At 36.2% G+C, this 26,702-nt stretch carries 32 protein-coding genes; all 32 read left to right on the top strand.

From position 1 onward, the window contains the following. The first annotated feature begins 14 nt into the window (after positions 1-14). The 32 genes from codY to DLJ74_RS10555 all read left to right on the top strand — a co-directional run bounded on the left by codY (position 15) and on the right by DLJ74_RS10555 (position 26,683). Complete coding sequence (gene codY, locus DLJ74_RS10710) at positions 15-782, top strand: GTP-sensing pleiotropic transcriptional regulator CodY (protein WP_054787566.1); 768 nt, start codon at positions 15-17, stop codon at positions 780-782. A gap of 294 nt (positions 783-1,076) precedes the next feature. After that, positions 1,077-1,472, top strand: coding sequence for a flagellar basal body rod protein FlgB (flgB, locus tag DLJ74_RS10705; protein ID WP_054859504.1), 396 nt, complete (start codon positions 1,077-1,079; stop codon positions 1,470-1,472). Positions 1,473-1,474: 2 nt separating this feature from the next. Further along, positions 1,475-1,933, top strand: a complete 459-nt coding sequence (gene flgC, locus DLJ74_RS10700; protein WP_109984440.1) for a flagellar basal body rod protein FlgC — start codon at positions 1,475-1,477, stop codon at positions 1,931-1,933. Between the two features lie 62 nt (positions 1,934-1,995). Further along, positions 1,996-2,271 (top strand): flagellar hook-basal body complex protein FliE, encoded by a 276-nt coding sequence (fliE, locus tag DLJ74_RS10695; protein WP_054859695.1) that lies wholly within the window; start codon positions 1,996-1,998, stop codon positions 2,269-2,271. A 42-nt stretch (positions 2,272-2,313) separates the two neighbouring features. Continuing rightward, a complete protein-coding gene (fliF, locus tag DLJ74_RS10690; RefSeq protein ID WP_109984439.1) occupies positions 2,314-3,906 on the top strand; it encodes a flagellar basal-body MS-ring/collar protein FliF in 1,593 nt (530 codons plus the stop codon). Between the two features lie 17 nt (positions 3,907-3,923). Beyond that, positions 3,924-4,937, top strand: coding sequence for a flagellar motor switch protein FliG (fliG, locus tag DLJ74_RS10685; RefSeq protein WP_054787564.1), 1,014 nt, complete (start codon positions 3,924-3,926; stop codon positions 4,935-4,937). Beyond that, on the top strand, positions 4,930-5,682 hold the full coding sequence (gene fliH, locus DLJ74_RS10680; protein ID WP_181397506.1) for a flagellar assembly protein FliH: 753 nt from the start codon (positions 4,930-4,932) through the stop codon (positions 5,680-5,682). The genes fliG and fliH overlap by 8 nt, the downstream gene beginning before the upstream one ends. Next, the gene (fliI, locus tag DLJ74_RS10675) at positions 5,660-6,979 is read left to right on the top strand and encodes a flagellar protein export ATPase FliI (protein ID WP_109984437.1); all 1,320 of its coding nucleotides are present in this window, start codon (positions 5,660-5,662) and stop codon (positions 6,977-6,979) included. The genes fliH and fliI overlap by 23 nt, the downstream gene beginning before the upstream one ends. After that, positions 6,976-7,422 (top strand): flagellar export protein FliJ, encoded by a 447-nt coding sequence (fliJ, locus tag DLJ74_RS10670; RefSeq protein WP_054859501.1) that lies wholly within the window; start codon positions 6,976-6,978, stop codon positions 7,420-7,422. Before fliI ends, fliJ begins: the two co-directional genes overlap by 4 nt. A gap of 4 nt (positions 7,423-7,426) precedes the next feature. Continuing rightward, positions 7,427-8,008: a MotE family protein gene (locus DLJ74_RS10665; RefSeq protein WP_109984436.1), complete on the top strand. Its 582-nt coding sequence runs from the start codon at positions 7,427-7,429 to the stop codon at positions 8,006-8,008. Positions 8,009-8,034: 26 nt separating this feature from the next. After that, a complete protein-coding gene (locus DLJ74_RS10660) occupies positions 8,035-9,378 on the top strand; it encodes a flagellar hook-length control protein FliK (RefSeq protein WP_109984435.1) in 1,344 nt (447 codons plus the stop codon). 9 nt (positions 9,379-9,387) lie between these two features. Next, positions 9,388-9,882, top strand: coding sequence for a flagellar hook assembly protein FlgD (flgD, locus tag DLJ74_RS10655; RefSeq protein WP_109984434.1), 495 nt, complete (start codon positions 9,388-9,390; stop codon positions 9,880-9,882). Between the two features lie 12 nt (positions 9,883-9,894). Then, a complete protein-coding gene (locus tag DLJ74_RS10650; RefSeq protein ID WP_054859497.1) occupies positions 9,895-10,254 on the top strand; it encodes a TIGR02530 family flagellar biosynthesis protein in 360 nt (119 codons plus the stop codon). A gap of 82 nt (positions 10,255-10,336) precedes the next feature. Then, positions 10,337-11,224: a flagellar basal body rod protein FlgG gene (gene flgG, locus DLJ74_RS10645; protein WP_054787557.1), complete on the top strand. Its 888-nt coding sequence runs from the start codon at positions 10,337-10,339 to the stop codon at positions 11,222-11,224. Positions 11,225-11,272: 48 nt separating this feature from the next. Beyond that, the gene (locus tag DLJ74_RS10640; protein ID WP_054859496.1) at positions 11,273-11,494 is read left to right on the top strand and encodes a flagellar FlbD family protein; all 222 of its coding nucleotides are present in this window, start codon (positions 11,273-11,275) and stop codon (positions 11,492-11,494) included. Continuing rightward, positions 11,484-11,897 (top strand): flagellar basal body-associated FliL family protein, encoded by a 414-nt coding sequence (locus DLJ74_RS10635; protein ID WP_054787621.1) that lies wholly within the window; start codon positions 11,484-11,486, stop codon positions 11,895-11,897. The genes DLJ74_RS10640 and DLJ74_RS10635 overlap by 11 nt, the downstream gene beginning before the upstream one ends. A 27-nt stretch (positions 11,898-11,924) precedes the next feature. Further along, positions 11,925-12,926 (top strand): flagellar motor switch protein FliM, encoded by a 1,002-nt coding sequence (gene fliM, locus DLJ74_RS10630; RefSeq protein ID WP_109984433.1) that lies wholly within the window; start codon positions 11,925-11,927, stop codon positions 12,924-12,926. After that, positions 12,916-14,073 carry a flagellar motor switch phosphatase FliY gene (gene fliY, locus DLJ74_RS10625; protein WP_054859493.1) on the top strand — a complete coding sequence of 386 codons (1,158 nt, stop codon included), beginning with the start codon at positions 12,916-12,918 and terminating at the stop codon, positions 14,071-14,073. Before fliM ends, fliY begins: the two co-directional genes overlap by 11 nt. A 26-nt stretch (positions 14,074-14,099) precedes the next feature. Continuing rightward, positions 14,100-14,462, top strand: a complete 363-nt coding sequence (locus DLJ74_RS10620; protein WP_054787556.1) for a response regulator — start codon at positions 14,100-14,102, stop codon at positions 14,460-14,462. A gap of 7 nt (positions 14,463-14,469) precedes the next feature. After that, on the top strand, positions 14,470-15,132 hold the full coding sequence (locus DLJ74_RS10615) for a flagellar biosynthetic protein FliO (protein WP_181397504.1): 663 nt from the start codon (positions 14,470-14,472) through the stop codon (positions 15,130-15,132). After that, complete coding sequence (fliP, locus tag DLJ74_RS10610; RefSeq protein ID WP_181397502.1) at positions 15,122-15,799, top strand: flagellar type III secretion system pore protein FliP; 678 nt, start codon at positions 15,122-15,124, stop codon at positions 15,797-15,799. Before DLJ74_RS10615 ends, fliP begins: the two co-directional genes overlap by 11 nt. Before the next feature lie 18 nt (positions 15,800-15,817). Then, the gene (fliQ, locus tag DLJ74_RS10605) at positions 15,818-16,087 is read left to right on the top strand and encodes a flagellar biosynthesis protein FliQ (protein WP_054787554.1); all 270 of its coding nucleotides are present in this window, start codon (positions 15,818-15,820) and stop codon (positions 16,085-16,087) included. Between the two features lie 3 nt (positions 16,088-16,090). Next, positions 16,091-16,861 carry a flagellar biosynthetic protein FliR gene (gene fliR, locus DLJ74_RS10600; RefSeq protein ID WP_109984431.1) on the top strand — a complete coding sequence of 257 codons (771 nt, stop codon included), beginning with the start codon at positions 16,091-16,093 and terminating at the stop codon, positions 16,859-16,861. A gap of 4 nt (positions 16,862-16,865) precedes the next feature. After that, positions 16,866-17,942: a flagellar biosynthesis protein FlhB gene (flhB, locus tag DLJ74_RS10595; protein WP_109984430.1), complete on the top strand. Its 1,077-nt coding sequence runs from the start codon at positions 16,866-16,868 to the stop codon at positions 17,940-17,942. A 39-nt stretch (positions 17,943-17,981) separates the two neighbouring features. After that, complete coding sequence (gene flhA, locus DLJ74_RS10590; RefSeq protein ID WP_109984429.1) at positions 17,982-20,015, top strand: flagellar biosynthesis protein FlhA; 2,034 nt, start codon at positions 17,982-17,984, stop codon at positions 20,013-20,015. After that, positions 20,012-21,100 carry a flagellar biosynthesis GTPase FlhF gene (gene flhF, locus DLJ74_RS10585; protein WP_109984428.1) on the top strand — a complete coding sequence of 363 codons (1,089 nt, stop codon included), beginning with the start codon at positions 20,012-20,014 and terminating at the stop codon, positions 21,098-21,100. The genes flhA and flhF overlap by 4 nt, the downstream gene beginning before the upstream one ends. Then, complete coding sequence (locus DLJ74_RS10580) at positions 21,101-21,961, top strand: MinD/ParA family protein (RefSeq protein WP_109984427.1); 861 nt, start codon at positions 21,101-21,103, stop codon at positions 21,959-21,961. A gap of 29 nt (positions 21,962-21,990) precedes the next feature. Then, positions 21,991-23,049: a protein-glutamate methylesterase/protein-glutamine glutaminase gene (locus tag DLJ74_RS10575; RefSeq protein WP_109984426.1), complete on the top strand. Its 1,059-nt coding sequence runs from the start codon at positions 21,991-21,993 to the stop codon at positions 23,047-23,049. Positions 23,050-23,068: 19 nt separating this feature from the next. Then, positions 23,069-25,072 carry a chemotaxis protein CheA gene (locus DLJ74_RS10570; RefSeq protein ID WP_109984425.1) on the top strand — a complete coding sequence of 668 codons (2,004 nt, stop codon included), beginning with the start codon at positions 23,069-23,071 and terminating at the stop codon, positions 25,070-25,072. Between the two features lie 11 nt (positions 25,073-25,083). After that, a complete protein-coding gene (locus DLJ74_RS10565; protein WP_054789005.1) occupies positions 25,084-25,557 on the top strand; it encodes a chemotaxis protein CheW in 474 nt (157 codons plus the stop codon). Then, positions 25,557-26,192, top strand: coding sequence for a chemotaxis protein CheC (locus tag DLJ74_RS10560; RefSeq protein WP_109984424.1), 636 nt, complete (start codon positions 25,557-25,559; stop codon positions 26,190-26,192). Before DLJ74_RS10565 ends, DLJ74_RS10560 begins: the two co-directional genes overlap by 1 nt. Next, positions 26,189-26,683 carry a chemotaxis protein CheD gene (locus DLJ74_RS10555; protein ID WP_054789004.1) on the top strand — a complete coding sequence of 165 codons (495 nt, stop codon included), beginning with the start codon at positions 26,189-26,191 and terminating at the stop codon, positions 26,681-26,683. Before DLJ74_RS10560 ends, DLJ74_RS10555 begins: the two co-directional genes overlap by 4 nt. The last annotated feature ends 19 nt before the right edge of the window (positions 26,684-26,702 follow it).

Here is a 26,702-nt window from a genome sequence, read left to right as displayed (position 1 = left end):
GGAAGGTGCAATAAATGAAATTATTAGATAAAACAAGGGAAATAAATGCGATGCTTCAGAAGACGAGGGGAAAATCAGTTGATTTTACAGAAATGTCAAATACATTACGAGACGTAATTGATGCAAACATATTTATCGTTAGTCGTAAAGGTAAGCTTTTAGGATTTTCCATTAATCAACAAATCGAAAATGAACGTATGAAGAAAATGCTAGAGGAGAGACAATTTCCAGTAGAATATACGGAAAATTTATTTCATATTACTTCAACCACGACTAATTTAGATATTAACAGTGAATATACAGCTTTTCCTGTTGAGAATAAAGAGCTTTTTAGAACTGGGCTAACGACTATAGTACCAATTATAGGTGGTGGAGAAAGACTAGGAACTTTAATTCTTAGTCGTTTATCTGATAGCTTTAATGAGGATGATCTAATTTTAGCGGAAAACGGCGCGACAGTAGTTGGGATGGAGATTCTCCATGAGAAAACAGAGCAAATAGAATTAGAAGCCAGAAGGACTGCTATTGTGCAAATGGCGATTAATTCGCTCTCCTATAGTGAATCAGAAGCTATTTCACATATATTTCGAGAGCTTGATGGTAAGGAAGGATTGTTAGTAGCTAGCAAGATTGCAGATCGGGTTGGCATTACAAGATCTGTTATCGTAAATGCATTAAGAAAGCTTGAAAGTGCTGGTGTCATCGAATCTAGGTCTCTTGGGATGAAAGGGACCTACATTAAGGTACTAAATGATTATTTCCTAAAGGAACTCAAATTATAAGAAAAATCTAAGGATTCAATATATTCTAGTTAAAATTTCACGCTTTCATACAGAAAAAGAAATCTGCTCCTAGGCAGTTTTCTTTTTTTTTTGACAAATTCCTGATTAAAAGCCTACAATAATGGTATTATATACCTATATAAATTAAGCCTTAAAGACTAAAATGTAAAAATAAATCAAACTTTAACAAAAATATTACAATTTGTCATAGACAATAGGTAATATTTATCTTACAATATTCGATAGGCGCATTATTTTTATGTCGGTTTTTAGAGAAATAAGGAGGAAATTAGCATGTCTTTTTTCGGAAATACGATAAATTCCCTAGAAAATTCTTTAGATTATGCCTCTATGAAAAATAGTACAATAGCTAATAATATTTCTAATGCAGATACACCTAACTACAAAGCAAAAAATGTGAATTTTAAAAATGTCCTAAATAAGACTTTAGAAGGTGATTTTTCACCCACTCAAACAAACGAGCGACATATTTCTTTTGGATCAGAAGAAGCACAACCTTATACAATTACAACTAATCGTTCCACAACTTATAACCATAATGGCAATAATGTTGATATAGATAAAGAAATGACGGAATTAGCTAAAAATCAAATCTATTATCAGGCATTGGTAGACCGTATGAATGGGAAGTTTAATAGTTTACAAACAGTTATAAGGGGAGGAAGGTAATTATGTCGATCTTTCATTCTATTAATACAAGTGGGAGTGGCTTGACAGCACAGAGACTAAGAATGGATGTCATTTCTTCAAATATTGCAAATATGGATACTACTCGTGCAACAGTCAATGAAAATGGTGAATATGAACCATACCAGAGAAAAATGACCGTATTTCAGCAAAGAGGGGAAGGATTCTCTACACTTCTCCAATCCGCTAGAAACAGTCAATCAACCCGGGGAAGTGGTGTTAGAGTGACGGAAATTACGGAGGATGAAACAGAGCCTTTTAAATTAGTTTATAATCCGAATCACCCTGATGCGAATGAAGAGGGTTATGTAGAAATGCCTAATGTCGATCCACTTAAAGAAATGGTCGATATGATGAGTGCCACAAGATCTTATGAGGCTAATGTCACAGCATTAAATGCATCCAAAACCATGCTGATGAAAGCATTGGAAATAGGTAGGTAATAGCAGGGGAGGGATAAGTTTTGGTAACTAACACTTTTTTAAATATTAATCATGTCTCAAATATGAATCAAACTAATCAATCCAATCAGAGCAGTTCCATTTCTGTAGGTGAAGCACAGCAGCAATTTTCTAATAGTTTAAAAAATGCCATTGAACAAATCAATAAAGCTCAAAATGAATCAGATGTAAAAACAGAAGCATTAGCCAAAGGCCAAATTGACGATTTGCATGATGTTATGATTACTGCTCAAAAAGCTAGTATCGTACTGCAAACAGGAGTTGAAGTCCAAAGGAAAGTTATCGATGCCTACAATGAAGTAATGAGAATGCAGGTTTAATCTACATAAATGATGTAAGTAACTAGTTTCTGGGGGCAAAAAATGAACGAGAAATTGAAGCAATATAGTTTAAAATTCAAAGAATATTATAAGTCCATGGCAAAGTGGCAGAAAGGTGTGCTTTTTGGTGGACTCGGTTTTATTATCATATTACTTTTGGTAATCAGTTTTCTATCAACTTCCGATAAGCTTGTACCTTTATATAATGAATTGTCTCTTCAAGAAGTAGGTCAAATTAAGGAAGAGTTAGATGCAAGATCTATTCCTTACGAACTAACGGAAGCTGGTACAACGATTGAAGTACCTGAGGAACAGGCAGAATCTTTACTCGTTGATCTTGCCGCACAGGGAATTCCTGATAGTGGTAGTATCGATTATTCCTTTTTTGCTGAAAACAGCTCATGGGGAGTGACAGATAATGAATTCGATGTAATGAAACTAGATGCCATGCAAACAGAGATAGCGAATTTAATTTCACAAGTTAATGGAATTAAAAGTGCAGAAGTAATGATCAATGTCCCGAAGGATCCTGTTTTTGTCAGTGATCAGCAACAAGAGGCATCCGCATCTATTGTCATTCAGTCAGAGCCGGGGTATCAATTTGAACCAAGTCAAATTAATACCCTGTATCACCTTGTTTCTAAATCTGTACCAAATCTACCAACTGAGAATATTGTCATCATGGATCAAAATTTTGAATATTACGATCTAAATAGTCAAAATTATGCAACGGAAGGAAGCTCATTTACTAATCAACTGGAAATGAAAAATGATATCGAACGAGACATCGAAAAAAGGGTACAAAAAATGCTTGGGATGATGATCGGTATGAATAAGGTCGCCATTTCAGTGACAACAGATATCGATTTTACCCAAGAAAAAAGAGTGGAGCAATTAGTTGAACCGGTCGATGAGGAGAACGATACACTTCCAGTTAGTATTGAGACCATTACAGAATCATTTACTGGTGCTCAGCCTGAGGAAGGTGCAGTTGGGGTAGAAGAGGGGGAGATTGCCAACTACCCCGCGGGTACAGAAGGACAAGTTGGGGATTATGAAATGGTAAAGGAATCTGTTAACAATGAGTTTAATAGAATTCAACGAGATATAGTAGAAAGTCCCTATAAAATTCGAGATTTAGGAATACAAGTAGCGATAGATAACACCAGGATCGGAGAAAATGGAGAAGTAGAACAGTTAAGTGCAACCGAACAACAGGCAGTAGAAGATAGTGTTGCTTCTATATTAAACTCAATGATTTCCACGACGGTAGACCAAACATATGAAGAAGTAACACCAGAAGAAGCCGTTTCTATCGTATTCCAACCATTTAGTGGAACAGATCAATCATTAGAACAAACTACGGTACCATCTATTCCGATTTGGGTCTATATCGTTGGTGGTGTACTATTGGCGGTGATTATCCTGCTAATTTGGTTGTTAAGAAGAAAACCAACACCAGAAGAAGAAATTGAAGAAATCGAAACAGAAGAAGTGTTCCATGAAGAGCTACCTCCACTTATGCAAGAGGATAATTCTGATAGCTCGAAAAGAAGAAAACAATTAGAAAAATATGCTCAGGATAAACCAGAGGAATTTGCTAAATTACTTCGCAGTTGGATTTCAGAGGATTAAGAAGGGGGTTAATGTAAATGGCGAAACGAAAACAAGCACTTACTGGTAAACAAAAAGCTGCTATTTTGTTAATCTCTCTAGGACCTGATGTCTCAGCTCAAGTATATAAATATTTAACACCTGAAGAAATTGAAAGACTAACTCTTGAGATTTCTTCCGTCAAGAAGGTAGACACAGCACAAAAAGATGATATATTAGCAGAATTTCAAGAAATAGCTATGGCTCAAGATTATATTTCACAGGGTGGGATTGGCTATGCCAAAACTGTATTAGAAAAAGCATTAGGTGAAGAGAAGGCAACCGATATTCTAAATCGACTAACCTCCTCGTTACAGGTGAAGCCATTTGATTTTGCGAGAAAGGCAGAACCATCGCAAATCATCAATTTTATTCAAAATGAACACCCACAAACAATAGCCCTAGTTCTATCTTACTTAGATTCGGAGCAGGCAGCACAAATTTTGTCAGATTTGCCTACAGAGTTACAGGCAAGTATCGCGAAGAGGATTGCACTTATGGATTCTACTTCACCTGAAATCATTTCCGAGGTTGAACAAATATTGGAACGAAAATTGTCTACTACTGTGACACAAGATTATACACAAACAGGTGGGATTCAAGCTGTTGTGGAGGTTCTAAATGGAGTAGATAGGAGCACGGAACGAACAATTCTCGATGCTTTAGAAATAGACGATCCAGAACTCGCAGAAGAAATCAAGAAACGTATGTTTGTATTTGAGGACATTGTTACCTTGGACAATCGAGCAATTCAACGTGTTATTCGTGAGGTCGACAATGATGACTTGCGTCTTTCACTTAAAGTATCTAGTGATGAAGTTAAAGAAATCATGTTCCACAATATGTCTACAAGGATGGCAGAAACATTTAAAGAAGAGATGGAATTCATGGGTCCAGTTAGACTACGTGATGTGGAGGAAGCTCAATCCCGTATTGTTTCTGTTGTTAGAAGATTAGAAGAAGTTGGAGAAATTGTCATTGCAAGAGGTGGAGGGGATGATATTATTGTCTAATCAAGACGAACTAGCTCTCCCTACAAAAAAAATTAATATTAAGAAAATCCAAACTTCTGTTAAGAAGGATACTTCAAACACAGATACATTAGAGAAAGATTTACAATCCCGCATGGAAGAAATAGAAAAAAAAGAAAGAGAGATAAACGATAAATTTGATAGTACTGAACGAGAGATAGCTAGACAAAAAGAAGAGTGGAAGGAATTAAGAACTCGTTATATAGAAGAAGCACAGCAGGAAGGTTATAAAAAAGGCTTCGAAAAAGGGGAAACAGATAGCATTCAACAATATCGTAATCTGATAGATCATGCGAACCAAATCATTATGCAGGCACAAATCGATGCCGATAATATACTGTCTCAAAGTGATGAGAAAATATTACAAATTTCGATGACTGTTGCAGAGAAAATAATGAATCAGACCTTAACAGAAAATAGTCATTCTTTCCTGAATATTGTACATAAAGTCATCGAGATGGTGAAAGAACAGCCGGTTATAAAGGTTTATGTTCACGATATGGATTATTCACTCCTTCTGGATAGTAAGGATGAATTAGTTGCGATTACGAATCAACAAGCAGAGTTAATTATTTTCACAGATCCAGAGCTTCAAAAAGGACAAGTAATCATAGAGACACCTTATGGTAGGATTGATGCATCTATCACGACTCAATTAAATGAAATAAGAAATAGGCTTTTTAATGTAGTGGAGGAGATTAGCCGTGAACATCCAAGCAATCCTTGATGAAATTGAACAAATTGATTCCTATAAACGTTTTGGAAAGGTAGAACGGGTTGTAGGACTACTAATTGAGTCACGCGGGCCTAAAGCAAGAATCGGCGAAGTCTGTTACATTCATACAGATAAAAGCTCAGAAAAAATTACGGCAGAGGTAATTGGATTTGATGAAGAAAAGGTGCTTTTAATGCCATATTCGGCAGTTAGTAATATTTCTTCAGGTTGCTTAGTAGAAGCAACAAAGCAATCTCTCTCCATTAAAGTGGGAAGATCTTTAATTGGGAAGGTAATTGACTCGACTGGAAATCAATTAGATGGGACAAAATTACCAAAAGGCCTCATCGATTATCCAACAGAACAAGCACCACCTAACCCTTTGAGTAGACCCCGGATTAGTGAGCCTATTGAAGTAGGGGTCAAGGCAATTGATACAATGCTTACGGTTGGTAAAGGTCAGAGAATTGGTATTTTTGCTGGAAGTGGAGTAGGTAAAAGTACCTTAATGGGAATGATTGCACGTAATAGTGAGGCCGATCTGAATGTGATTGCATTAATTGGTGAACGTGGTCGAGAGGTTAATGAATTTATTGAGAAGGATCTAGGTGAGGAAGGATTGAAAAAATCCATTGTTGTTGTGGCAACTTCCGATCAATCTGCATTAATGCGAATAAAAGGTGCTTACACAGCAACTTCGATAAGTGAGTATTTCCGAGATTTAGGATATCAAGTAAACTTAATGATGGATTCTGTGACAAGGGTAGCAATGGCCCAAAGAGAGATTGGGCTTGCTATTGGAGAGCCTCCGACAACGAAAGGATATACACCATCAGTCTTTGCATTACTTCCTTCTTTGCTAGAGCGAACAGGCACGAGTGATAAAGGTACCATCACAGCATTTTATACAGTTTTGGTAGACGGAGATGATTTCAATGAGCCAATTGCTGATACGACAAGAGGGATTTTGGATGGGCATTTTATCCTAGATCGGAAGCTAGCAGGAAAAGGACAATTTCCGGCCATTAACATTTTACAGTCTGTAAGTCGTGTGATGAATGAGATCATTGATCCTGATGTGTTAAAACATGTACAAAAAATCCGATCAGTGCTTGCTACCTATGAGGACAATGAAGAATTAATTCAGATCGGTGCTTATAAAAAAGGCTCCAATCAACTAGTAGATGAAGCAATTCAATTACAGCCCAAAATAGTAGAGTTTCTTAAACAACGGATGGAAGAAAATATTGACAGGGAAGATGCCCTTAAGCAATTGAAGGCTTTAGCTTCAGGAGGGAATAGCTTTTGAGAAATACAGTTGGACTTGAAAAAATAAGAAAAATAAGAGACAACGAAAAAAATCAAGCACAAATGATTTATGAGCAAGCAGTCAATGACTTTGAAATAAAAGCTCAAAAACTTTTTGATTTATTAAAAAGAAAAGAAACCATTGAAGACAAGTACACACAATCCCTAACGACAGGGACAAGTGCAGAAATGCTTCAGTCCTATAATGATTATTTAAATTATTTAACACCTTCCATCCTTGAGTTACAAAAGCAAGTTGCAAACGCGAGGGATAAAATGCAATATTTTCAGCAGAATTTATCGAACCAATTTCAAGAACTGAAAAAGATTGAGAAATTGATCCATAAAAAAGAAATCACAAGGGTCGAAAGCGAGAAAAGACAGGAAGCTATTCAAATGGATGAAATATCTATGAGAAAGTATTTGATCAATAAGGGTAGGTGAAGAAATGGCTACCAATCCCAATCGTGACAAAAAAGAAAAAAAACCAGGGTTTTTTCAGTGGCTAATCGTTATCATTGTTCCATTATTATTTGCTCTAATTGTTGCACTAATCATTCTAAATATCATGGGTGTAGATGTGGTCGGAAAAACAAAAGAAGCCTTAAACAAAATCCCTTTCTTGGAAGAAAGGGTAACGACAGACCTTGAGGCCTTACACGAACGTCAGCTTTCCGAAAAGAATGAGGAACTAAATATGTTGCAACAACAGGTGGAAGGATTAGAAGCAGAGGTTGAATCAAAAGAACAAACGATTACGGAATTAGAAGAAGAAGTAGCAGGACTAACGAAAGAAATGAAAGAAAGTGAAGAGGAAGCAACAGAGGAGCCAGATGAGAAATGGAAAGAAGTGGCTACATCATATAGTGAGATGAAACCAAAAAATGCTGCCTCTATTTTAGAAAAAATGGAAAAAAGCATCGTTATTTCTATCTTGAAACAAGTGGATGCAGAGGTTCGCGGTGAAATACTTGCAGCAATGGATCCAGAAATAGCAGCTTCATTTACAGAGTCGTTCCTAGTTGAATAACACACATTAGAAAGGAGGTGACACCAATGATCACACCAAATGTATCCATCATGGCACCAAAGTCAATGGAACCTTCTCTGAAGCAAGATCAAGGGGAAGCATCGGTATTTAAAAATATACTACTAGCGAATAGCACATCTGACTTGAGTGTAGATAAGATGTCATCAGATATAGTGGTTAACCAGGAGGATTCCATAAGAGAGAAATTATTGAGTGAAGACCTAGTAAATGTACTTAAATCAGGAGATATCCTAATGGAAGACCTATTCCAACTACTAGAATTGGATGAAGAAATGCAAAAAAGAGTGAAAGAACTCGTTGATGAAATTCAAGCATCAAATCCATTATTAGAGATCGAAGCATTGGAAGAACTAATAAGTCTTTTAAAAAGCTTAGAAACTAGTGAAGATATTCGTTCTCCTGAGAAGTTTTTTCAAAATCTACTGATAACGAACCATTCTAGTACAGTGGTAGGTTCATCTGCACTTGTGCCTATGGCGCAAACGTTAGATAAAAAGGAAGTTCAGTCATCATGGGAAGGGATTCAGAAACTCCTTAATAAAATGGAAAATGGTTCTATTACCTTGCGTGAACAAAAGCAGATGTTTCTTTATTTGCAACAGTGGAGCAATTTTCAAAAGCAAAACCCACAAGCTATCCAGACGATCATGAGTGATTTACAAGAGAGCAAAGTAGCTAAGGTATGGAGTTCCCTTATAGAAAATTATCAGAGTCGTTCCTCTCTAACGGAGCATTATGGAGGGAATAAAAAAGTAACCCAACAGGATTTAGTAAACTGGATGAAGCATGCGATCCAAAGCTATGAATCACAAAGTGAAAGTAACTCACTTAAACAGACTTCGCCTATTATCTCTACAGGTCCTGTGCATTCAAAAATTCAGCAATACATTATCTATACGCAACAAACCAATACCGATAATGAGATGGTGCAGAAACAGTTATTAGATCAATTTCAGCAGATAATGGTCAAAAGTAACTTTTTGCAACGAGGTAATGGTATAAACCAACTAATGGTACGATTACAGCCAGAGCAGTTAGGTGATATTACATTAAAGCTAACCCAAGTTAATGGAGAAATGACAGTAAAAATGATCGTATCATCACAAGCAACAAAGGATTTACTTGAAGGGAATCTACAACAGCTTAGACATATGTTTTCACCACACCAAGTTTTGATTGAAAAGCAGGATAGCTCTAATCTATTAGCTCATTCGGAAGAAATGAATCTAGCCGAACAATATGATGAGGAAAATAGTCAGGACGAGCAAAACAGTTTTTCTGAAGAACATGGTGGAGAAAATGAGGAAGCTACAGATTTTCATCAACTATTAATGGACGCGAAAGTGTAGGTGAATATAATGAGTGCAATCGATCCTAGCTACTATTTATCTAATCAGTCACAAACGAGGGAGATCAATACGAGCTTGGGGAAGGATGAATTTCTTAAAATCCTAATGACACAATTACAAAACCAAGACCCATTAAACCCTATGGACGATAAGGAATTTATTTCTCAAATGGCGACATTTTCATCACTCGAGCAAATGATGAATATGTCAAATTCTATAGAACAGCTAGTCGCAAATCAAACGATCTCTCCTGTTATTCAATATAGTCATCTAATCGGTAAGGAAGTTGACTATTATAAAATTGATGAGGAAACAGGACAAATAGCAGAGCCAAAAGAAATTGTTAGTAGCAAGGTTAAGGCCATTTCAGAGCAACAAGGCTTCGCAGTATTAGAACTTGAAGATGGAACAAAAATCTATACAGATGAAGTGCTTCGTATTACGAGTGATGTTCATTCTAATACGGCACCAGATAAGACGGAAGACACTAATTCTTCTGAATAGGGGAGCAAAGCAATGGATAATAAAATTCATGCCCTACATCATGCTCTTATCCCTACAAAGTCATCCTTATCAAAAAAGTCAACGGTCAAGTTTGCTGACCTTTTACACCAAACAAATGAACTGACGATAACGAAGCATGCAAGGGAGAGAATGCAGGAAAGGAAAATACAACTTACGGAAGAACAATGGCATCAAATCACCATTAAGTTAGCAGAAGCAAAGCAAAAAGGAGTCAAGGACTCATTGGTTCTAGTACAAAATACAGCCTTTATCATGAATGCTGATAATCAAACCGTTATAACTGCAATGGAAACAGAAGAAATGAAAAATAAAATCTTCACTAATATTAATGGAACCATTCTTATTGATTAAGCTGGACCCTTGCTGGGAGGCTTATAGCTATGGACTGAATGAAGTAGCTACTAAACTTTAATCTGAAAGGAAGTTGAATGAGATGTTAAGATCTATGTATTCAGGAATTTCTGGACTTAAGGCTTTTCAAACAAAATTAGATGTTGTGGGGAACAACATTGCAAATGTCAATACTGTCGGTTTTAAAAAGGGACGTACCGTTTTCCAAGATATGATGAGTCAACCGATAAACGGGGCGAGCGCACCTACAAATATTCGAGGGGGGATGAATCCATCTCAGGTCGGTACAGGCGTCCAACTAGGAACTATTGATAATGTTCATACGCAAGGTTACCGACAAACGACAGGTCGACCTTTAGATTTACAATTAGAAGGTGACGGAATGTTTGTCTTTGCACAAGATGTCGCGGAAGATGCTACTACTATTAATATAGGAGATTCGGATATTTATTTTTCTCGGGCGGGTAACTTGTATTTTGATGCTAACGATTATCTAGTAAATGCAAATGGTCAATATTTAGTTGGTCAATCAACGGACGAAAATGGAAATGTGGTTTCCTCTAAAATTCAAATACCTAAAAATGCGGAAAGTCTAAGTTTTCAAAGTGATGGTACGGTGACTTATGTGGACGAAAATGGTCAAACACAGGAGGCAGGTCAAATAATGTTAGCCAAGTTTTCTAACCCTGGTGGTCTTGAAAAAGTAGGTGGCAACATGTATCGTACAACGGTCAATGACGGTGCCTTCACTGATGATGGAACAGGTAATATTAATGGATTAGAGGATTTATTTGCTCCAGAGGGTGAAGGAACAGCCTCTATCGTGTCAGGAGCACTGGAAATGTCAAACGTTGATTTATCAGAAGAATTCACGGAAATGATCACAGCACAGCGTGGCTTCCAGGCAAACACTAGAATTATCACAACATCTGATGAGATTCTACAAGAATTAGTTAATTTAAAACGATAAAAAGGGAGGAAGAAGGTTAAGTGATGACCCCTTAACCTTCTTACACGCATGATTACATTAACGAAATTAAATAATGACCGACTAACATTGAATGCTCTATATATTGAGAGAATTGAATCATTCCCTGATACCACCATAACTCTAGTGAATCAAAAAAAAGTCTTTGTTAAGGAATCAGAGGAAGAAGTAAAAAAACTAGTAACCGAATATTTTCAATTAATTGGCTTGAATCAACTTCAAAGAGAAATAGGTGATGAAGATGAATCCTAAATTTGTAAAATCATTAGTTATCATATTAATTCTTATTACTATTGGTGGTGGTATTACCCTTTACTTCTTATTAAATAGTAAAGACACCGGTGGTGAATTAACCATTGATCAAATGGTAGAGTTCTCTTATACCACAGAGGAGATGCGAACGGATTTAAAAGACGGAAATTTTGTTCTTATCCAGTTTCAATTCATCACTGATAGTAAAGCTGGTGCCGAAGAAATTGCAAAACGTGAATTTCAAGTAAAGAATGAATTCATCAAACAATCAGTGGATCTAACAGAAAAAGACTTTAGAGAAAATCTTGCGCAATTAGAAGATAATATTCAAGCAGCAATGAGTAAAAAGATGACAGAAGGCAAAATAACGGATGTTTTAATAACAAGCAAGGTTATTCAGTAATAATTGCTCCGGAATGGAGGTGGAAGAATGGCAGATGAGGTATTATCCCAGAGTGAAATTGATGCACTTTTGTCTGCATTATCATCTGGTGAAATGGATGCTAATCAATTAAAAGAAGAGGAAAAAGATAAAAAAGTAAAGGTATATGATTTTAAAAGAGCATTACGGTTTTCGAAGGATCAAATTCGAAACATCTCAAGAATTCATGATAATTTTGCAAGATTACTATCAACTTATTTCTCAGCTCAATTACGTACATATGTAGATATATCGGTTGCTTCAGTTGATCAGATACCTTATGAAGAATTTATTCGATCGATTCCAGCGATGACGATTCTGAATGTTTATAGTGTTGCCCCATTGGATGGAAGGATCATTTTTGAATTTAATCCAAACATTGCCTATGCGATGCTTGATCGAATTCTAGGTGGAAAAGGGACAAGCGTAAATAACATAGAGAATTTAACCGAAATTGAAACAACCTTAATGTCTCAATTATTTGTAAAAGCATTAGATAATTTACAAGAAGCATGGAGTTCAATTACGGAAATTGACCCGATCCTCGAGGATTTTGAGGTGAATCCACAATTTTTACAATTAGTATCACCAAATGAAACGGTTGTGGTTGTTTCATTAGATACAACCATTGGTGATAGTAGTGGAATGATCAATATTTGTATTCCACACGTTGTATTGGAGCCAATTATTCCTAAACTATCCGTACACTATTGGATGCAAAATGAGAGTTCGAAGGAAAGAAAGCCAGAAGAATATGAATTAATTACAAAAAATATTAAGAAGGCAAAAATGGACCTATCTGTCGTACTTGGTAAAAGCTCAATATCTGTAGAGGAGCTGATGTTTTTAAGTGCAAAGGACACCATCATTTTAAATCAATCCATTGAACAGCCACTGGTCTTGCAAGTAGATAAAGTACCTAAATTTTATGTTCAGCCAGGGAAAAAGAAAAATAGACTTGCTGTTCAAATATTAGAAGAGATTAAGGGAGGGGATTTCAATGATGAATGACGGAATGTTATCACAAGATGAAATCGATGCACTATTAAATGGTAGTGATGATCAAGATGAGAACACAAACCATACTAATGACACTAATACTCCTTCCTCTAACGAATATCTTTCCTCATTAGAAAAGGATGCTTTAGGTGAGATTGGGAATATATCCTTTGGTAGCTCTGCTACCGCATTATCTACTCTTTTGAATCAGAAAGTAGAAATTACTACACCTACCATTTCGGTTATTGAAAAAGGATTATTAGAGGAAGAATTCCCTGTGCCTTATGTTGGTGTGGAGGTAAGATATACAGAGGGATTCAGTGGAGCTAATTTATTTATGCTCGAATCAAAGGATGCAGCAGTGATTGCTGACTTGATGCTAGGAGGTACGGGAGAGGCCGCAGATAATGAGTTAAATGATATACACTTAAGCGCAGTCCAAGAAGCAATGAATCAAATGATGGGCACATCGGCGACGAGTATGTCCACTATTTTCCATAAAAAAGTAGATATTTCTCCTCCAACCATATCAATTATGGATGTCACAGAGGAAGAAGCTAACAAATATTTAAAAGAAGATAATGATGTTGTGATAAAAGTCTCTTTCCAATTAAAGGTTGGTCATTTAATTGATTCGAAAATTATGCAGTTATTGCCAATTTCGTTCGGTAAAGAGCTGGTGGATAGTCTTTTGAATGCATCCGAAGAGGAACAAGTGATAGATGAAGGAAAAGAACCTGTAAAAGAAAATGAGAATCATAGTCAATCGTATAGTTCTGTAGGTACAGTAGAACAACCGACTGAACCAAGAAAAATGGGGACAAATAGTAATAGTAAAGCAGAAGTTCAATCAGCCTCCTTCTCAGACTTTGAAGATTTACCATTACCAAAGGAAGAGAGAAGAAACTTAGATTTATTGCTGGATATACCATTACAGGTCACTGTAGAGCTTGGTAGAACGAAGCGAAACGTCAAAGAAATACTTGAACTTACCTCTGGGTCTATTTTGGAATTAGATAAATTAGCAGGGGAACCTGTAGATATATTAGTTAATCATAAACTAATTGCTCAAGGGGAAGTTGTCGTAATTGATGAGAATTTCGGAGTTAGAGTAACAGATATTGTGAGTAAAGAAGCTCGAATTAAACAACTTAAATAATTTGATTTTAGAGAGGATTGAGTGAGATGTCAAAACGTGTATTAATAGTAGATGATGCTGCTTTCATGAGAATGATGGTTAAAGATATTTTAACGAAAAACGGATACGAAGTTGTTGGGGAAGCACAAGATGGCGTAGAAGCGGTGGAAAAATATGATGAATTAAAACCAGATTTAGTGACAATGGATATTACGATGCCTGAGATGGATGGGATTGCGGCATTAAAGGAAATAAAGGGAAAAGACAGTGAGGCAAATATTATTATGTGCTCAGCAATGGGACAGCAAGCAATGGTAATAGATGCTATTCAAGCTGGTGCACGAGATTTTATTGTAAAGCCATTTCAAGCAGATCGTGTCATTGAGGCAATTTCGAAAGTAATAGGTTAAAGAGGTGGTGACAATTAACCGCAAAGGAGTTATTCTCTCTATCTTGATCTGTGCTCTTTTCTTAACATCCTCCATCACTACCTATGCTTCACAAAGTGTGGAGGAATACTTTAATCAAAATCAAGAAAAGGAAAATCAAGAGAAGGAAAAACAAGAAACAAAGACAAATGAGTCTACTGAAGTCGAGCAAACGGAAGTAGAGTCACCAAATTTTATCATTAGTTTATTAAGGCTAGTATTAGCGCTTGGTGTCATCATTGCTTTAATAATCTTCATTTCAAAGTTTTTAAAAAATAAAAATAAATATTTAGGAAAGCAAGGTATTATAGAGAACTATGGTGGGATTTCTGTCGGGGCAAACAAATCCCTCCAAACCATCCGTATTGGTGATAGATATTATGTCATAGGGGTAGGCGACAATATCGAGTTACTATTAGAAATTACGGATGAGGAGACAATGGAGCAATTAAAAAAGAATGAGAATGAAGGCAATAAATCGATGGATTTTATGCCATGGATAAAAGACAAAAGTGTAAAGCAAAACAGGGTTGAGAGTCAAGCTAGTAAAGAATTTGGTCAATTATTTAAGAAGGAGCTTACTACGATGAAAGAAGGAAGAAAGCAAATATTGCAAAAAATGAGAAAGATAAAGAAGCATCATGATAATTAGTTTAATTGATGTTTTCTCAGGTACGGATCCACAAAATATTTCAACTTCTGTAAGATTGCTTTTGCTTCTTACCGTATTATCGTTAGCACCGAGCATTCTAATCTTAATGACCTGTTTTACTAGAATCATTATCGTACTATCCTTTGTGAGAACATCATTGGCGACTCAGCAAATGCCTCCAAATCAAATTTTGATTGGTTTAGCCTTGTTTATGACTTTTTTTATTATGGCCCCAACCTTTCAGGAGGTTAATGAGCAAGCATTGCAGCCTCTTTTCAATGAAGAAATATCACTGGAAGAAGCCTATGATAATGCTAGTGCTCCAGTAAAAGAGTTTATGGCAAAGCATACAAGACAAAAGGATTTGGCTCTTTTTATGAATTATGCATCGATTGAAGAACCAGAATCGGTTGAGGATATACCACTTACAACACTTGTACCAGCATTTGCTATTAGTGAATTAAAAACAGCCTTCCAAATGGGATTTATGATCTTTGTTCCATTTTTAGTAATTGATATGGCAGTGGCAAGTGTTTTGATGTCCATGGGTATGATGATGTTACCACCAGTAATGATTTCATTACCATTTAAAATTTTACTTTTTGTTTTAGTGGACGGGTGGTACTTAATTACGCATTCTTTATTGGATGGGTTTTTGCCATTATGATAAGAAAGGAAGTTACGAGTGAGTGGTGAATTTGTAATATCATTAGCAGAGCAAGGGATTTATACCATTTTAATGGTAACAGGACCATTATTAATATTAGCATTGGCAGTAGGACTACTTGTTAGTATTTTTCAAGCAACAACGCAAATTCAAGAACAAACATTAGCCTTTATCCCAAAAATTGTTGCGGTTTTAGTTGGATTAGTGATTTTTGGACCATGGATGCTGTCAACAATGGTGGAATTTGCTGCTAATTTATTTCAAAATCTAAATCAGTTTGTAGGATAGCCTATGTTTGAATTAATAGACATCAATATCTTGCCTGCATTTATCTTAATATTAGTTAGAATAATAGCTTTTTTCGTTACCATCCCGGTATTCTCTTATCGTAATGTTCCTTTACCTTTAAAGATCGGAATGGGAATCTTTTTAGCATGGATCATGCTGTATACTATACCAACACCAAAACTAGCTTTTGATGACCAATATGTGTTGCTTATTATAAAAGAAGCGATCATCGGGTTACTTTTAGGACTAATCGCATATATCATTTTGGCTGCAATACAAATAGCTGGTGGATTTATCGATTTTCAAATGGGGTTTGCAATTGCGAATGTCGTCGATCCTCAAACAGGAGCACAAAGTCCGTTAATAGGGCAGTATTTCTATACTATCGCCATTCTCTTTACCTTAGTAGTAGATGGTCACCATTTACTCCTTAATGGCTTAGTATATAGTTTTGAAGTTATTCCTTTGGATCAATTTTTTTCATTTAGCAACCTTGATTTTATTTTATTAACTTTTAGTAAAATGTTTTTAATTGCTTTTCAACTATCCATTCCTATTGTCGGTTGCTTATTTCTTGTAGACGTAGCATTAGGAATAATTGCAAGAACAGTCCCTCAATTGAATGTATTTGTTGTTGGATTACCTTTAAAAATACTCGTATCTTTTCTAGTGTTGTTCATGTTTATTCCTTTTTATATTGCCATGGTACAACAGTTGTTCTCCTTGACCCTTGACACAATGGAAGGATTGATTCATTTATTTGGAGGTGCTTAACAAAATGTTAAAACTTAATCTGCAGTATTTTGCTGGAGAAAAAACCGAAAAAGCAACTCCAAAAAAGCGTCAAGATGCTAGAAAGAAAGGACAAGTGGCAAAAAGCCAAGATGTGAATACTGCTATTCTATTATTTTTAGTTTTTATTGTACTATTTGTAACTGGTAATAGTTTTAAAACAATGATGACAGATATGTATAGCAAATCATTCACGGAATATATCCATTTAGAAGTTACGGAAGATCAAGTTTTTGAAATCTTTTTAGATTTCGGATGGCAGATTGCCTTAACCATTGCACCAATTCTACTTATTGCTATTGTGGCAGGATTAGCTTCTAATTTCTTACAAGTTGGCTTTTTGTTTACAACAGAACCGTTGAAAATGAAGCTAAGTAAGATTGATCCAATTCAAGGTGCAAAAAGAATTTTTTCCGTACGTGCTCTAGTGGAATTAGTGAAGTCTTTATTAAAGATTTTAGTTGTTGGGGCTATTACCTTTGCGATCATCTGGATAAACAAGGATGAAATGCTAATGCTTGTTGATAAGGATGTACATGGTGCGTTAGCCTTTTTTGGAAGTATGACTATTCAAATGGGGATTGCTGCCGCTATAGGTCTATTAATCGTATCGGTTTTTGATTATGCCTATCAACGTTTCGATTTTGAGAAACAAAATAAAATGTCAAAAGATGATGTGAAGGATGAGTACAAAAATATAGAAGGGGATCCTTTAATTAAGTCAAAAATAAAGGAAAAACAAAGGCAGATGGCTATGCAACGGATGATGAGTCAAGTTCCTGAAGCAGATGTCATTATTACAAACCCAACTCATTATGCGATTGCATTAAAATATGACGAATCGAAGGCAGACGCTCCGTATGTTGTTGCTAAAGGTGTTGATTTTGTTGCAATGAAAATTAAAGAGATTGCTAGTAATCACCGGATTGTCATGGTAGAAAATCGGCCTCTAGCAAGAGCATTATATAGTCAAACTGAAATAGGCGAGATAATAGATGAAGCGTATTTTCAGGCAGTGGCTGAAATACTTGCCTATGTATATCGAGTTCAGAAGAAAATTTAACCATGTTTATGTTTTGTAAGCTTAAAGGAGTTGTATGACATGAAAGCTAGAGATTTTTCCGTTTTACTAGGTGTTATTCTCATCATTATTATGTTAGTTATACCATTACCAGGGTGGTTATTAAGTATATTAATTTTAACAAATATATCTCTAGCATTAATCGTTATCCTTGTTTCAATGAATACGGTTGACACTTTACAATTTTCGGTATTCCCGTCATTGCTATTATTGTTAACATTGTTCCGACTAGGATTAAATGTTTCCACAACGAGGTCCATTTTATCTGAAGCGGATGCAGGAAATGTTGTGGATACATTTGGAACATTTGTTATTGGTGATAACCCATTAGTAGGATTTGTTGTTTTTATTATTCTAGTTATTATTCAATTTCTAGTTATTACTAAGGGTAGTGAGCGTGTATCTGAGGTTGCGGCACGTTTTACATTAGATGCAATGCCAGGAAAACAGATGAGTATAGATGCAGATTTAAATGCCGGTATGATTAATGAACAGCAAGCTAAAGAACGAAGAGAAAAAATTGAACAAGAGGCAGATTTTCATGGAGCAATGGACGGTGCGAGTAAATTCGTCAAAGGTGACGCTATTGCTGGTATTATTATTGTTCTAATTAATATTATTTTTGGTTTAATCATCGGTATGATGCAATTAGAATTAAGCTTTAATGAAGCGATCGATGTGTATATGCGATTAACAGTGGGAGATGGCTTGGTCAGTCAAATACCTGCATTATTGATTTCAACTGCGACTGGTATTGTAGTAACAAGAGCAGCCTCTGATGGTAATTTGAGTGCGGATGTTAGTCAACAATTGTTACGTTATCCTAACTTGCTTTATATTGCGGGGGGTACTATTTTCTTACTAGGACTAACACCAATTAACCCCTTCTTAACAACCCTTATTGCGATAGTATTAATTGGTACTGCTTATATGATATCTAAAAAAGCTAAACAAGAAGCGAATGTTACCGAATCAGAGGTAGATGAAACGGAATCTGAAGAAATGAAAGCACCTGAAAATGTTGTAGGTCTGATTAACATGGACCCAATTGAATTTGAATTTGGGTATGGTTTAATCCCATTGGCAGATTCCAATCAAGGTGGGGATTTACTAGATCGAATTGTCATGATTAGAAGGCAACTTGCTATTGAACTAGGACTGGTTATCCCTGTTGTCAGAATACGAGACAATATTCAATTAAACCCAAATGAATACCGGTTAAAAATAAAGGGAAATGAAGTGGCAAGTGGTGAATTGTTACTAGATCATTTCTTAGCAATGAGTCCAGGGATTGAGGATGATGAGCTAGATGGAATCGAAACAACTGAACCTGCCTTTGGACTTCCAGCAAAGTGGATTACAGAAGAAACAAAGGATGATGCCGAATTGTCTGGATATACAGTAGTGGACCCACCTTCTGTCGTTTCCACACATATTACGGAAATTATTAAGCGCAATGCTCACCAACTTCTTGGTCGCCAAGAGACAAAGCAATTGGTCGATCATCTAAAGGAGAGTTATCCAATATTAGTGGAGGAGGTTACACCAGAACCGCTCGCAGTTGGAGATGTACAAAAGGTATTAGCTAAGTTATTGAGAGAAAATGTTTCGATTAAGAACTTACCTGTTATTTTTGAGACATTAGCGGATTTTGGAAAAATGACAAAGGATACAGATTTACTAACTGAATATGCTAGACAATCTCTTTCCGCCCAAATTACCGCTGATTTGCTACAAGGTAGAAATGAACTAAAAGTTATTACTGTAGCTGGTGAGGTAGAGAAAGTGATCGCAGAACATATCCAGCAAACAGAACATGGAAGTTATTTAGCAATGGATCCTGATACGCAACAGCAAGTTATCCAGTCTGTTTCTGAAAATGTGGAAGTTATGTCACTTCAGGAAGAAAATCCTATTATTCTATGTTCTCCTACTATAAGAATGTATATGAAGCAATTATTGGATCGATTTTTCCCACAGGTGATTGTGCTTTCCTATAACGAAATCGAGCCAACAGCGGAAATAAAAAGCATCGGAGTGGTGAATGTAGCATGAAAATAAAAAAAATCAAAGGTTCGACAATGCCAGAAGTAATGCAGATAGTTCGCCGAGAATTAGGAGAAGATGCCGTTATTCTGAATTCTAAGGTCATTCATGAGGGGGGTTTTTTAGGACTATTTAAAAAAAGAAAGTTAGAAGTACTGGCTGGAATTGATAGTCCTCATAAAAAGCCTGTTCCATCTAAACCAGTAGTTGCAAAGCCTATGAGTTCAGTATTAGCAGAAGGCAAACAAGATCATCTATTAAAAGAAATCAAAGATATGAAGCGATTAATTCAACAAAAAAATCAAGATCACACGTTTCCTTTACCTTATCAAGAACTACTTGACCATTTAGAAAATCAAGAAGTAAATAAAGACATAGCAATGGAGCTAGTGGACACAATCCATACGAGCAACGAGCAGGAAGAGGATATGGAGAAACTGAAGAAAAAGCTAGCATTTGAAATAAAGCATCGATTAGCTAATAAAGGAAGCTTTGGAAAATCAGATTATCAAAATCAATTCGTTCATCTTGTAGGACCAACAGGTGTTGGGAAAACAACGACCATTGCCAAACTTGCAGCACACAGTGTTCTTAATGAACGTAAAAAAGTGGCGCTTATTACAACGGATACGTATCGAATCGCTGCAATTGAACAGCTGAAAACCTATTCAAAAATTTTAGATGTTCCGATAGAAGTTGCATATAATCTCGAGGACTACAACAAAGCACGAGAAAAATTTTCAGATTTTGATCTCGTTTTTGTTGATACAGCTGGTCGTAATTTCAGGGATGAAAAATATGTGGAAGAATTGGGCAATGTAATGGATTTAAATGAAGAAGTAGATACTTATCTAGTTTTATCTTTAACAACAAAAAGTAATGATCTCGAGGCAATTTATGACCAATTTCGTCATGTTCCTGTTAAACAAATTATTTTCACAAAAAAGGATGAAACAACTTCTTATGGTGCTGCTCTAAATTTATCTTTGCAACACAACATTGGAATAGCATTCCTAACAACAGGTCAAGATGTACCGGATGACATAGAAGAAGCTTCGATTGATCATATTGCAAAACTTATAGTTGGTGATTAAATGAATACAGATCAAGCATCACACCTAAGAGCTAAAATGAAAGGAATCCATCATCAAAATCTTGCTAAAACAATTGCGGTTGTAAGTGGAAAAGGAGGGGTAGGTAAGTCAAATATCGCACTTAACTTCTCCCTTTCTCTTTCAAAAAAAGGTAAAAAAGTACTATTATTTGACTTGGATATCGGGATGGGGAATATCGAAATATTACTTGGAAGATCATCTGAGCATTCTATCCTTAAAATTTTCGAGAAAAATTCGTCTATTTATGATATTATAGAATCAGGACCAAATACACTGTCCTATATACCTGGCGGGAATGCACAAGAAAGTATTTTTCAACTGGGTGAGGAGAAATTAGCCCATTTTTTAGGACAATTAGAACTAATGCTTAATGACTACGACTATGTAATCTTTGATTTGGGAGCAGGTGTAACACAAGAAACGATTCATTATATGAAGGCTGTGGATGACTGTCTTGTTGTAACGACACCTGAACCAACGTCGATCACAGATGCTTATTCAATGGTGAAACATATTCTATCGTATAAAAAAACACAGGTCCATCTTATTTTAAATAGGGTGATGAATAAGCAACAAGGAGATATGATAACGAATCGTATGATTACGGCAATTAAACGTTTTCTTGAGTATGATATGTTTCCTTTAGGTATGGTTCCGGATGATCCTGTCGTGATGTCGGCAGTTATCGAACAGCATCCCTTTTTACTGAAGAACCCAAAATCGAAGGCATCTGTGGCCATTGATCAAATCACTGACCAATTTTTAGGAATCGCGCCAAGAAAAAAGCGGAAAGGTAAAGATTTTCTAAAGGAATTGAAACAATATTTATCTCGACTTTAACTTAGCCAATGACAGGAAGGTAGAACTGAATGAAAAAATATACTGCGTTAGTTGTAGATGATTCAGCATTCATGAGAAAGATGATCACAGATATTATTAATCAATCTAGACTAATCGAGGTGATTTCTACAGCGAGAAACGGAGAAGATGCGCTCGAAAAAGTAGAAAAGTGGAAGCCTGATGTAGTGACAATGGATGTCGAAATGCCTATTATGGACGGGATTACGACATTAACTCATATGATGGAGAAGAGTCCAACGCCAGTTGTTATGTTATCCAGTTTGACTAAAATAGGTGCAGATAAAACAATGGAAGCAATGTCATTAGGCGCAGTTGATTTTATCGCAAAGCCATCTGGTTCGATTTCATTGAATATTAAAGAGATCCAACAAGAGATTATCAGTAAAGTCGAGCAGGCAGTAGTTTCTAACATATCCACCTTTCAAAAAAGAGAGAAAGCAAAATCGGTTTCTTTGGATACAGAAAGCCGATTTCTAAAACGTAATCGCCCTATGGTCAATCCGATCATTGCGATTGGCTCTTCAACGGGAGGTCCGAGAGCATTACAGGAGATTATCACCAATCTACCAAGTGATTTTAAGGCACCAATTGTAGTTGTGCAGCATATGCCAAAAGGTTTTACCAAATCACTTGCAGATCGCTTGAATAAATTATCCAATGTAGAAGTAAAAGAAGTGGAAAATGGTGATTTAATTGAAAAGGGTAAGGTCTACATAGCAGAAGGTGGGAAACAGTTTGAGGTGATAGGGAATGGGGCGGAATTGATTGCTAAAGTGTCAAAGCGCGAACCGGTAAATGGTCACCAACCCTCGGTGGATGTCTTGTTTGGTTCGATTGCAAGGTTACCTCATTGTCATCCCCTTTCTATTATTCTAACAGGAATGGGGAAGGATGGATCTAATGGTATAGTTCAATTGAAACAGAGGCATCCGAGAACGATTACCATTTCCCAATCTAAAGAAACCTGTGTTGTTTATGGAATGCCACAAGCCGCCGAAAGAACTAGTTTAGTAGATTATGTTTTAGATATCCAAGATATAAGCACAATCTTGCAGGAAAAAGTCTAACATATGAGAGGTGAGGAAATTGGAAAATAATGAGTATTTAGAAGTCTTTATCGAAGAAAGTAAAGAACATATCCAGTCCCTAAATGATCAGCTGCTTGTTCTAGAAAAGGAACCTACTAATTTGAATACAATTGGCGAAATATTTCGCTCAGCACACACACTTAAAGGCATGGCTGCTACGATGGGCTTTCAAGACATTGCTGATTTGACACATAAAATGGAAAATGTATTGGATGCTGTAAGAAATGAAAAGATAGTGGTCAACTCTACGATGATTGACGTAATATTTCAAGCGGTTGACCAGTTAGAAGGTATGGTTTTCGATATTGCTGAGGGAGGAAATGGTTCTTCTGATGTACAACAGCTTGTCAAACAGCTTCAACAGATTGAAAACAACGAGGCACCAGATCGTGAGGTGCAAATAATTGAAGAAAGCGAACAAACTACTAGTGATAATGTCCATTTCAGTAAACTCGATGAATTTGAAATGGCTGTTCTCCAACAATCAGCAGAGAAGGACTTTAAGAATTTCGAAGTATACGTCAAATTAAATGATAATTGTTTACTAAAAGCAGCTCGAGTGTATATGATCTTTGAGGTGTTAGAACAAGTCGGTGAGGTAATTAAGTCAGAACCGGCTGTTCAAGAATTAGAAGAAGAAAATTTTGATTTAGATTTTCATGTATTACTTATTACAAAACACGATGCAAATGACATTGAACAAAGAGTAAGGAAAGTATCGGAAATCGATAAAGTAACTGTTCGAGAATTTTCATTTCAAACCCAATCAGAACCACCAAAAGCTAAAGATGAACCAAAAACATCCAAGCCACAAGAAAAAGAGTCTGAAAAAAATAACACGCAAAAAGCAGTTACGAGCAAAACAATTCGAGTGAATATCGATCGTCTAGATGGATTAATGAACCTTTTTGAGGAATTAGTCATTGATCGTGGCCAGCTAGAACAAATCGCTACAAACTTAAAGAATCCAGATCTATCCGAAACGGTGGAGAGAATGACAAGAGTAACTGGTGATTTGCAGAACATCATTTTGAATATGAGAATGGTTCCTGTAGAGCAAGTATTTAATCGATTTCCAAGAATGGTTCGACAGCTGTCGAAGGATTTAGGTAAAAGGATTAATCTTGAAATAATTGGTGCCGAAACAGAATTAGATCGTACGGTTATTGATGAAATTGGTGACCCTTTGGTTCATTTAATTCGCAATTCTTTAGACCACGGGATCGAAACTCCTGAAAAGCGTAAGGCTAAAGGCAAACAGGAAGAGGGTCATTTGACATTAAAGGCATATCACAGTGGTAACCATGTCTTTATCGAAATAGCAGATGATGGTGCGGGTATTAATCGAGAGAAGGTACTTGAGAAAGCTATTGCCAATCAGGTAATTACTTCAGAGGAAGCAGAAACATTGACTGATCAACAGGTACATCAATTAATTATGTCAAGTGGTTTTTCTACGGCTGATAAGATTTCAGACATTTCTGGACGAGGTGTTGGATTAGATGTTGTAAGGAATACTATTGAATCACTTGGTGGAACTTTAACCATTGAATCTGAAGAAGGAAAAGGGTCATTATTTTCGATTCAATTGCCACTAACTTTATCCATAATTTCTGTGTTGCTCGTTGAAGTGGAAGAAGAAAAATATGCCATACCACTTTCATCCATTATTGAAACAGCAATCATTCACAAGAACGATATTCTGAATGCCCATAATAAAGAAGTCATTGACTTTAGAGGAAAGGTAGTACCATTAGTTTCCTTGAAAAATGTGTTTGAAATACCAGCTGGAGAAACCGAAGAGGAGCATTATTCGGTTGTCATCATTCGCAAAGGGGAGAAAATGGCTGGTTTAATTGTAAATAAATTTATTGGACAGCATGAAATTGTTTTAAAATCACTAGGGGATTATCTAGGGGACGTATTTGCGATTTCTGGTGCAACCATTTTAGGCGATGGTCAGGTAGCCTTGATTGTAGATACGAATACATTAATTAGTTAGGAGGTGTCGTCATGGAAGAAAAGCAAGTGAAAAAATCGATCATCATTGAACTTGATAAGGAAGAATATGCACTTCCAGTTGAAATAATTGGTGGAATCGAGCGAATGCAACAAATAACAAGAGTTCCTAAAACTGCGAAATTTGTAAAAGGTGTCATTAATCTACGTGGAGTTGTCACACCAATTATTGATCTTCGTGAAAGATTTGGCATGGATCGTATTCCGCAAACAGATAGCACAAGGATTATCATCATTCATCAGGATAAATACAACATTGGACTTATTGTAGATGCTGCCTACGATGTCATAGATATACAATCAGAAGACATAGAGCCTGCACCAAAAGTAGTTGGCACAGTAGATGTGGATTATATAGAAGGTGTTGCGAAAATAGGCAAAAGATTAGTCATGATATTGAATTTAGAAAAGGTACTCTCAGCTGATTCCTATCAAGGGAAGATAGAAGCAGAAGAGGTCCAAAAATAATGGATCGTTTAGATCAGTTGACCCAAATACATCTTGATGTATTAAAAGAAATTGGCAACATAGGTGCAGGAAATGCAGCGACAGCCTTATCTGAGCTATTAAATAAAAAAATCGATATGTCCATCCCGTATATAAAGATTGTTGATTTTAATGAGTTAATAGATTTGGTTGGTGGGCCGGAAAGACTGATCGTTGCGGTATTTTTGCGAATTCAAGGTGATGCACCTGGGAGTATGTTTTTCATCCTTTCACCAGAGGAAGCAGATACACTCGTACAGCAATTAACAGGAGATAATCATTTCCAAACGACTTTAATGGAGGATAACCCCCTTGCCTATTCGGCATTGTCAGAGGTTGGTAATATTTTATCTGGATCGTATTTATCATCCTTGTCCGATTTTACAACACTGAACCTTCAACCAACTGTCCCAACACTTGTCATAGATATGGCTGCCGCTATATTGATGGAAGGTCTAGTAGAAATATCGCAAGAGAGTGATTACGCCATTATGATTGATACGATGATTGAAGAAGGGGAAAATGGCGGAACACAAGTAAAAGGGCATTTTTTCTTGCTTCCTGATCCAGAATCCTTTGCTAAAATCTTCCGAGCGTTAGGAGTACAAAATCAATGATAACTTCAACGATAGTAAAGGTTGGAATTGCTGATGTAAAAGTAGCGAACGCTCCTCACCTTTTAAAAACGTCAGGATTAGGGTCTTGTGTTGGAGTCGTTATTTATGATTTAAAGCTAAAAGTAGCAGGACTAGCTCATATCATGTTACCAGATTCTACTGCATCAAAAAGAGAGAATAGAAATGGAATGAAATATGCTGATACGGGAATTGATCTATTATTGGAATTACTTATAAAGCAGGGAGTAAATAAGCATTCCCTAAAAGCGAAATTAGCTGGTGGTGCTCATATGTTTGCCTTTCGTTCGGACAACCAAATGCTTCGTATAGGTGAACGGAATGTGGAAGCAGTTATTCTTAAACTTAATCAACTAAATATTCCTATTCTTGCGCAGGATGTAGGTGGGAATAAAGGTAGAACAATAGAATTTGATCCAGATACTGGTCTACTATCAATCAAAACCGTTAATAGTGAAATGAAATGTATCTAAGATAGAAGAAATTAAGGAA

Source organism: Gracilibacillus dipsosauri (genome assembly GCF_003176895.1).
GTDB lineage: Bacteria > Bacillota > Bacilli > Bacillales > Amphibacillaceae > Gracilibacillus > Gracilibacillus dipsosauri.
The sequence above is the reverse complement of the archived record's forward strand: the minus strand, read 5'-3'. Positions and strand labels throughout refer to the sequence as shown.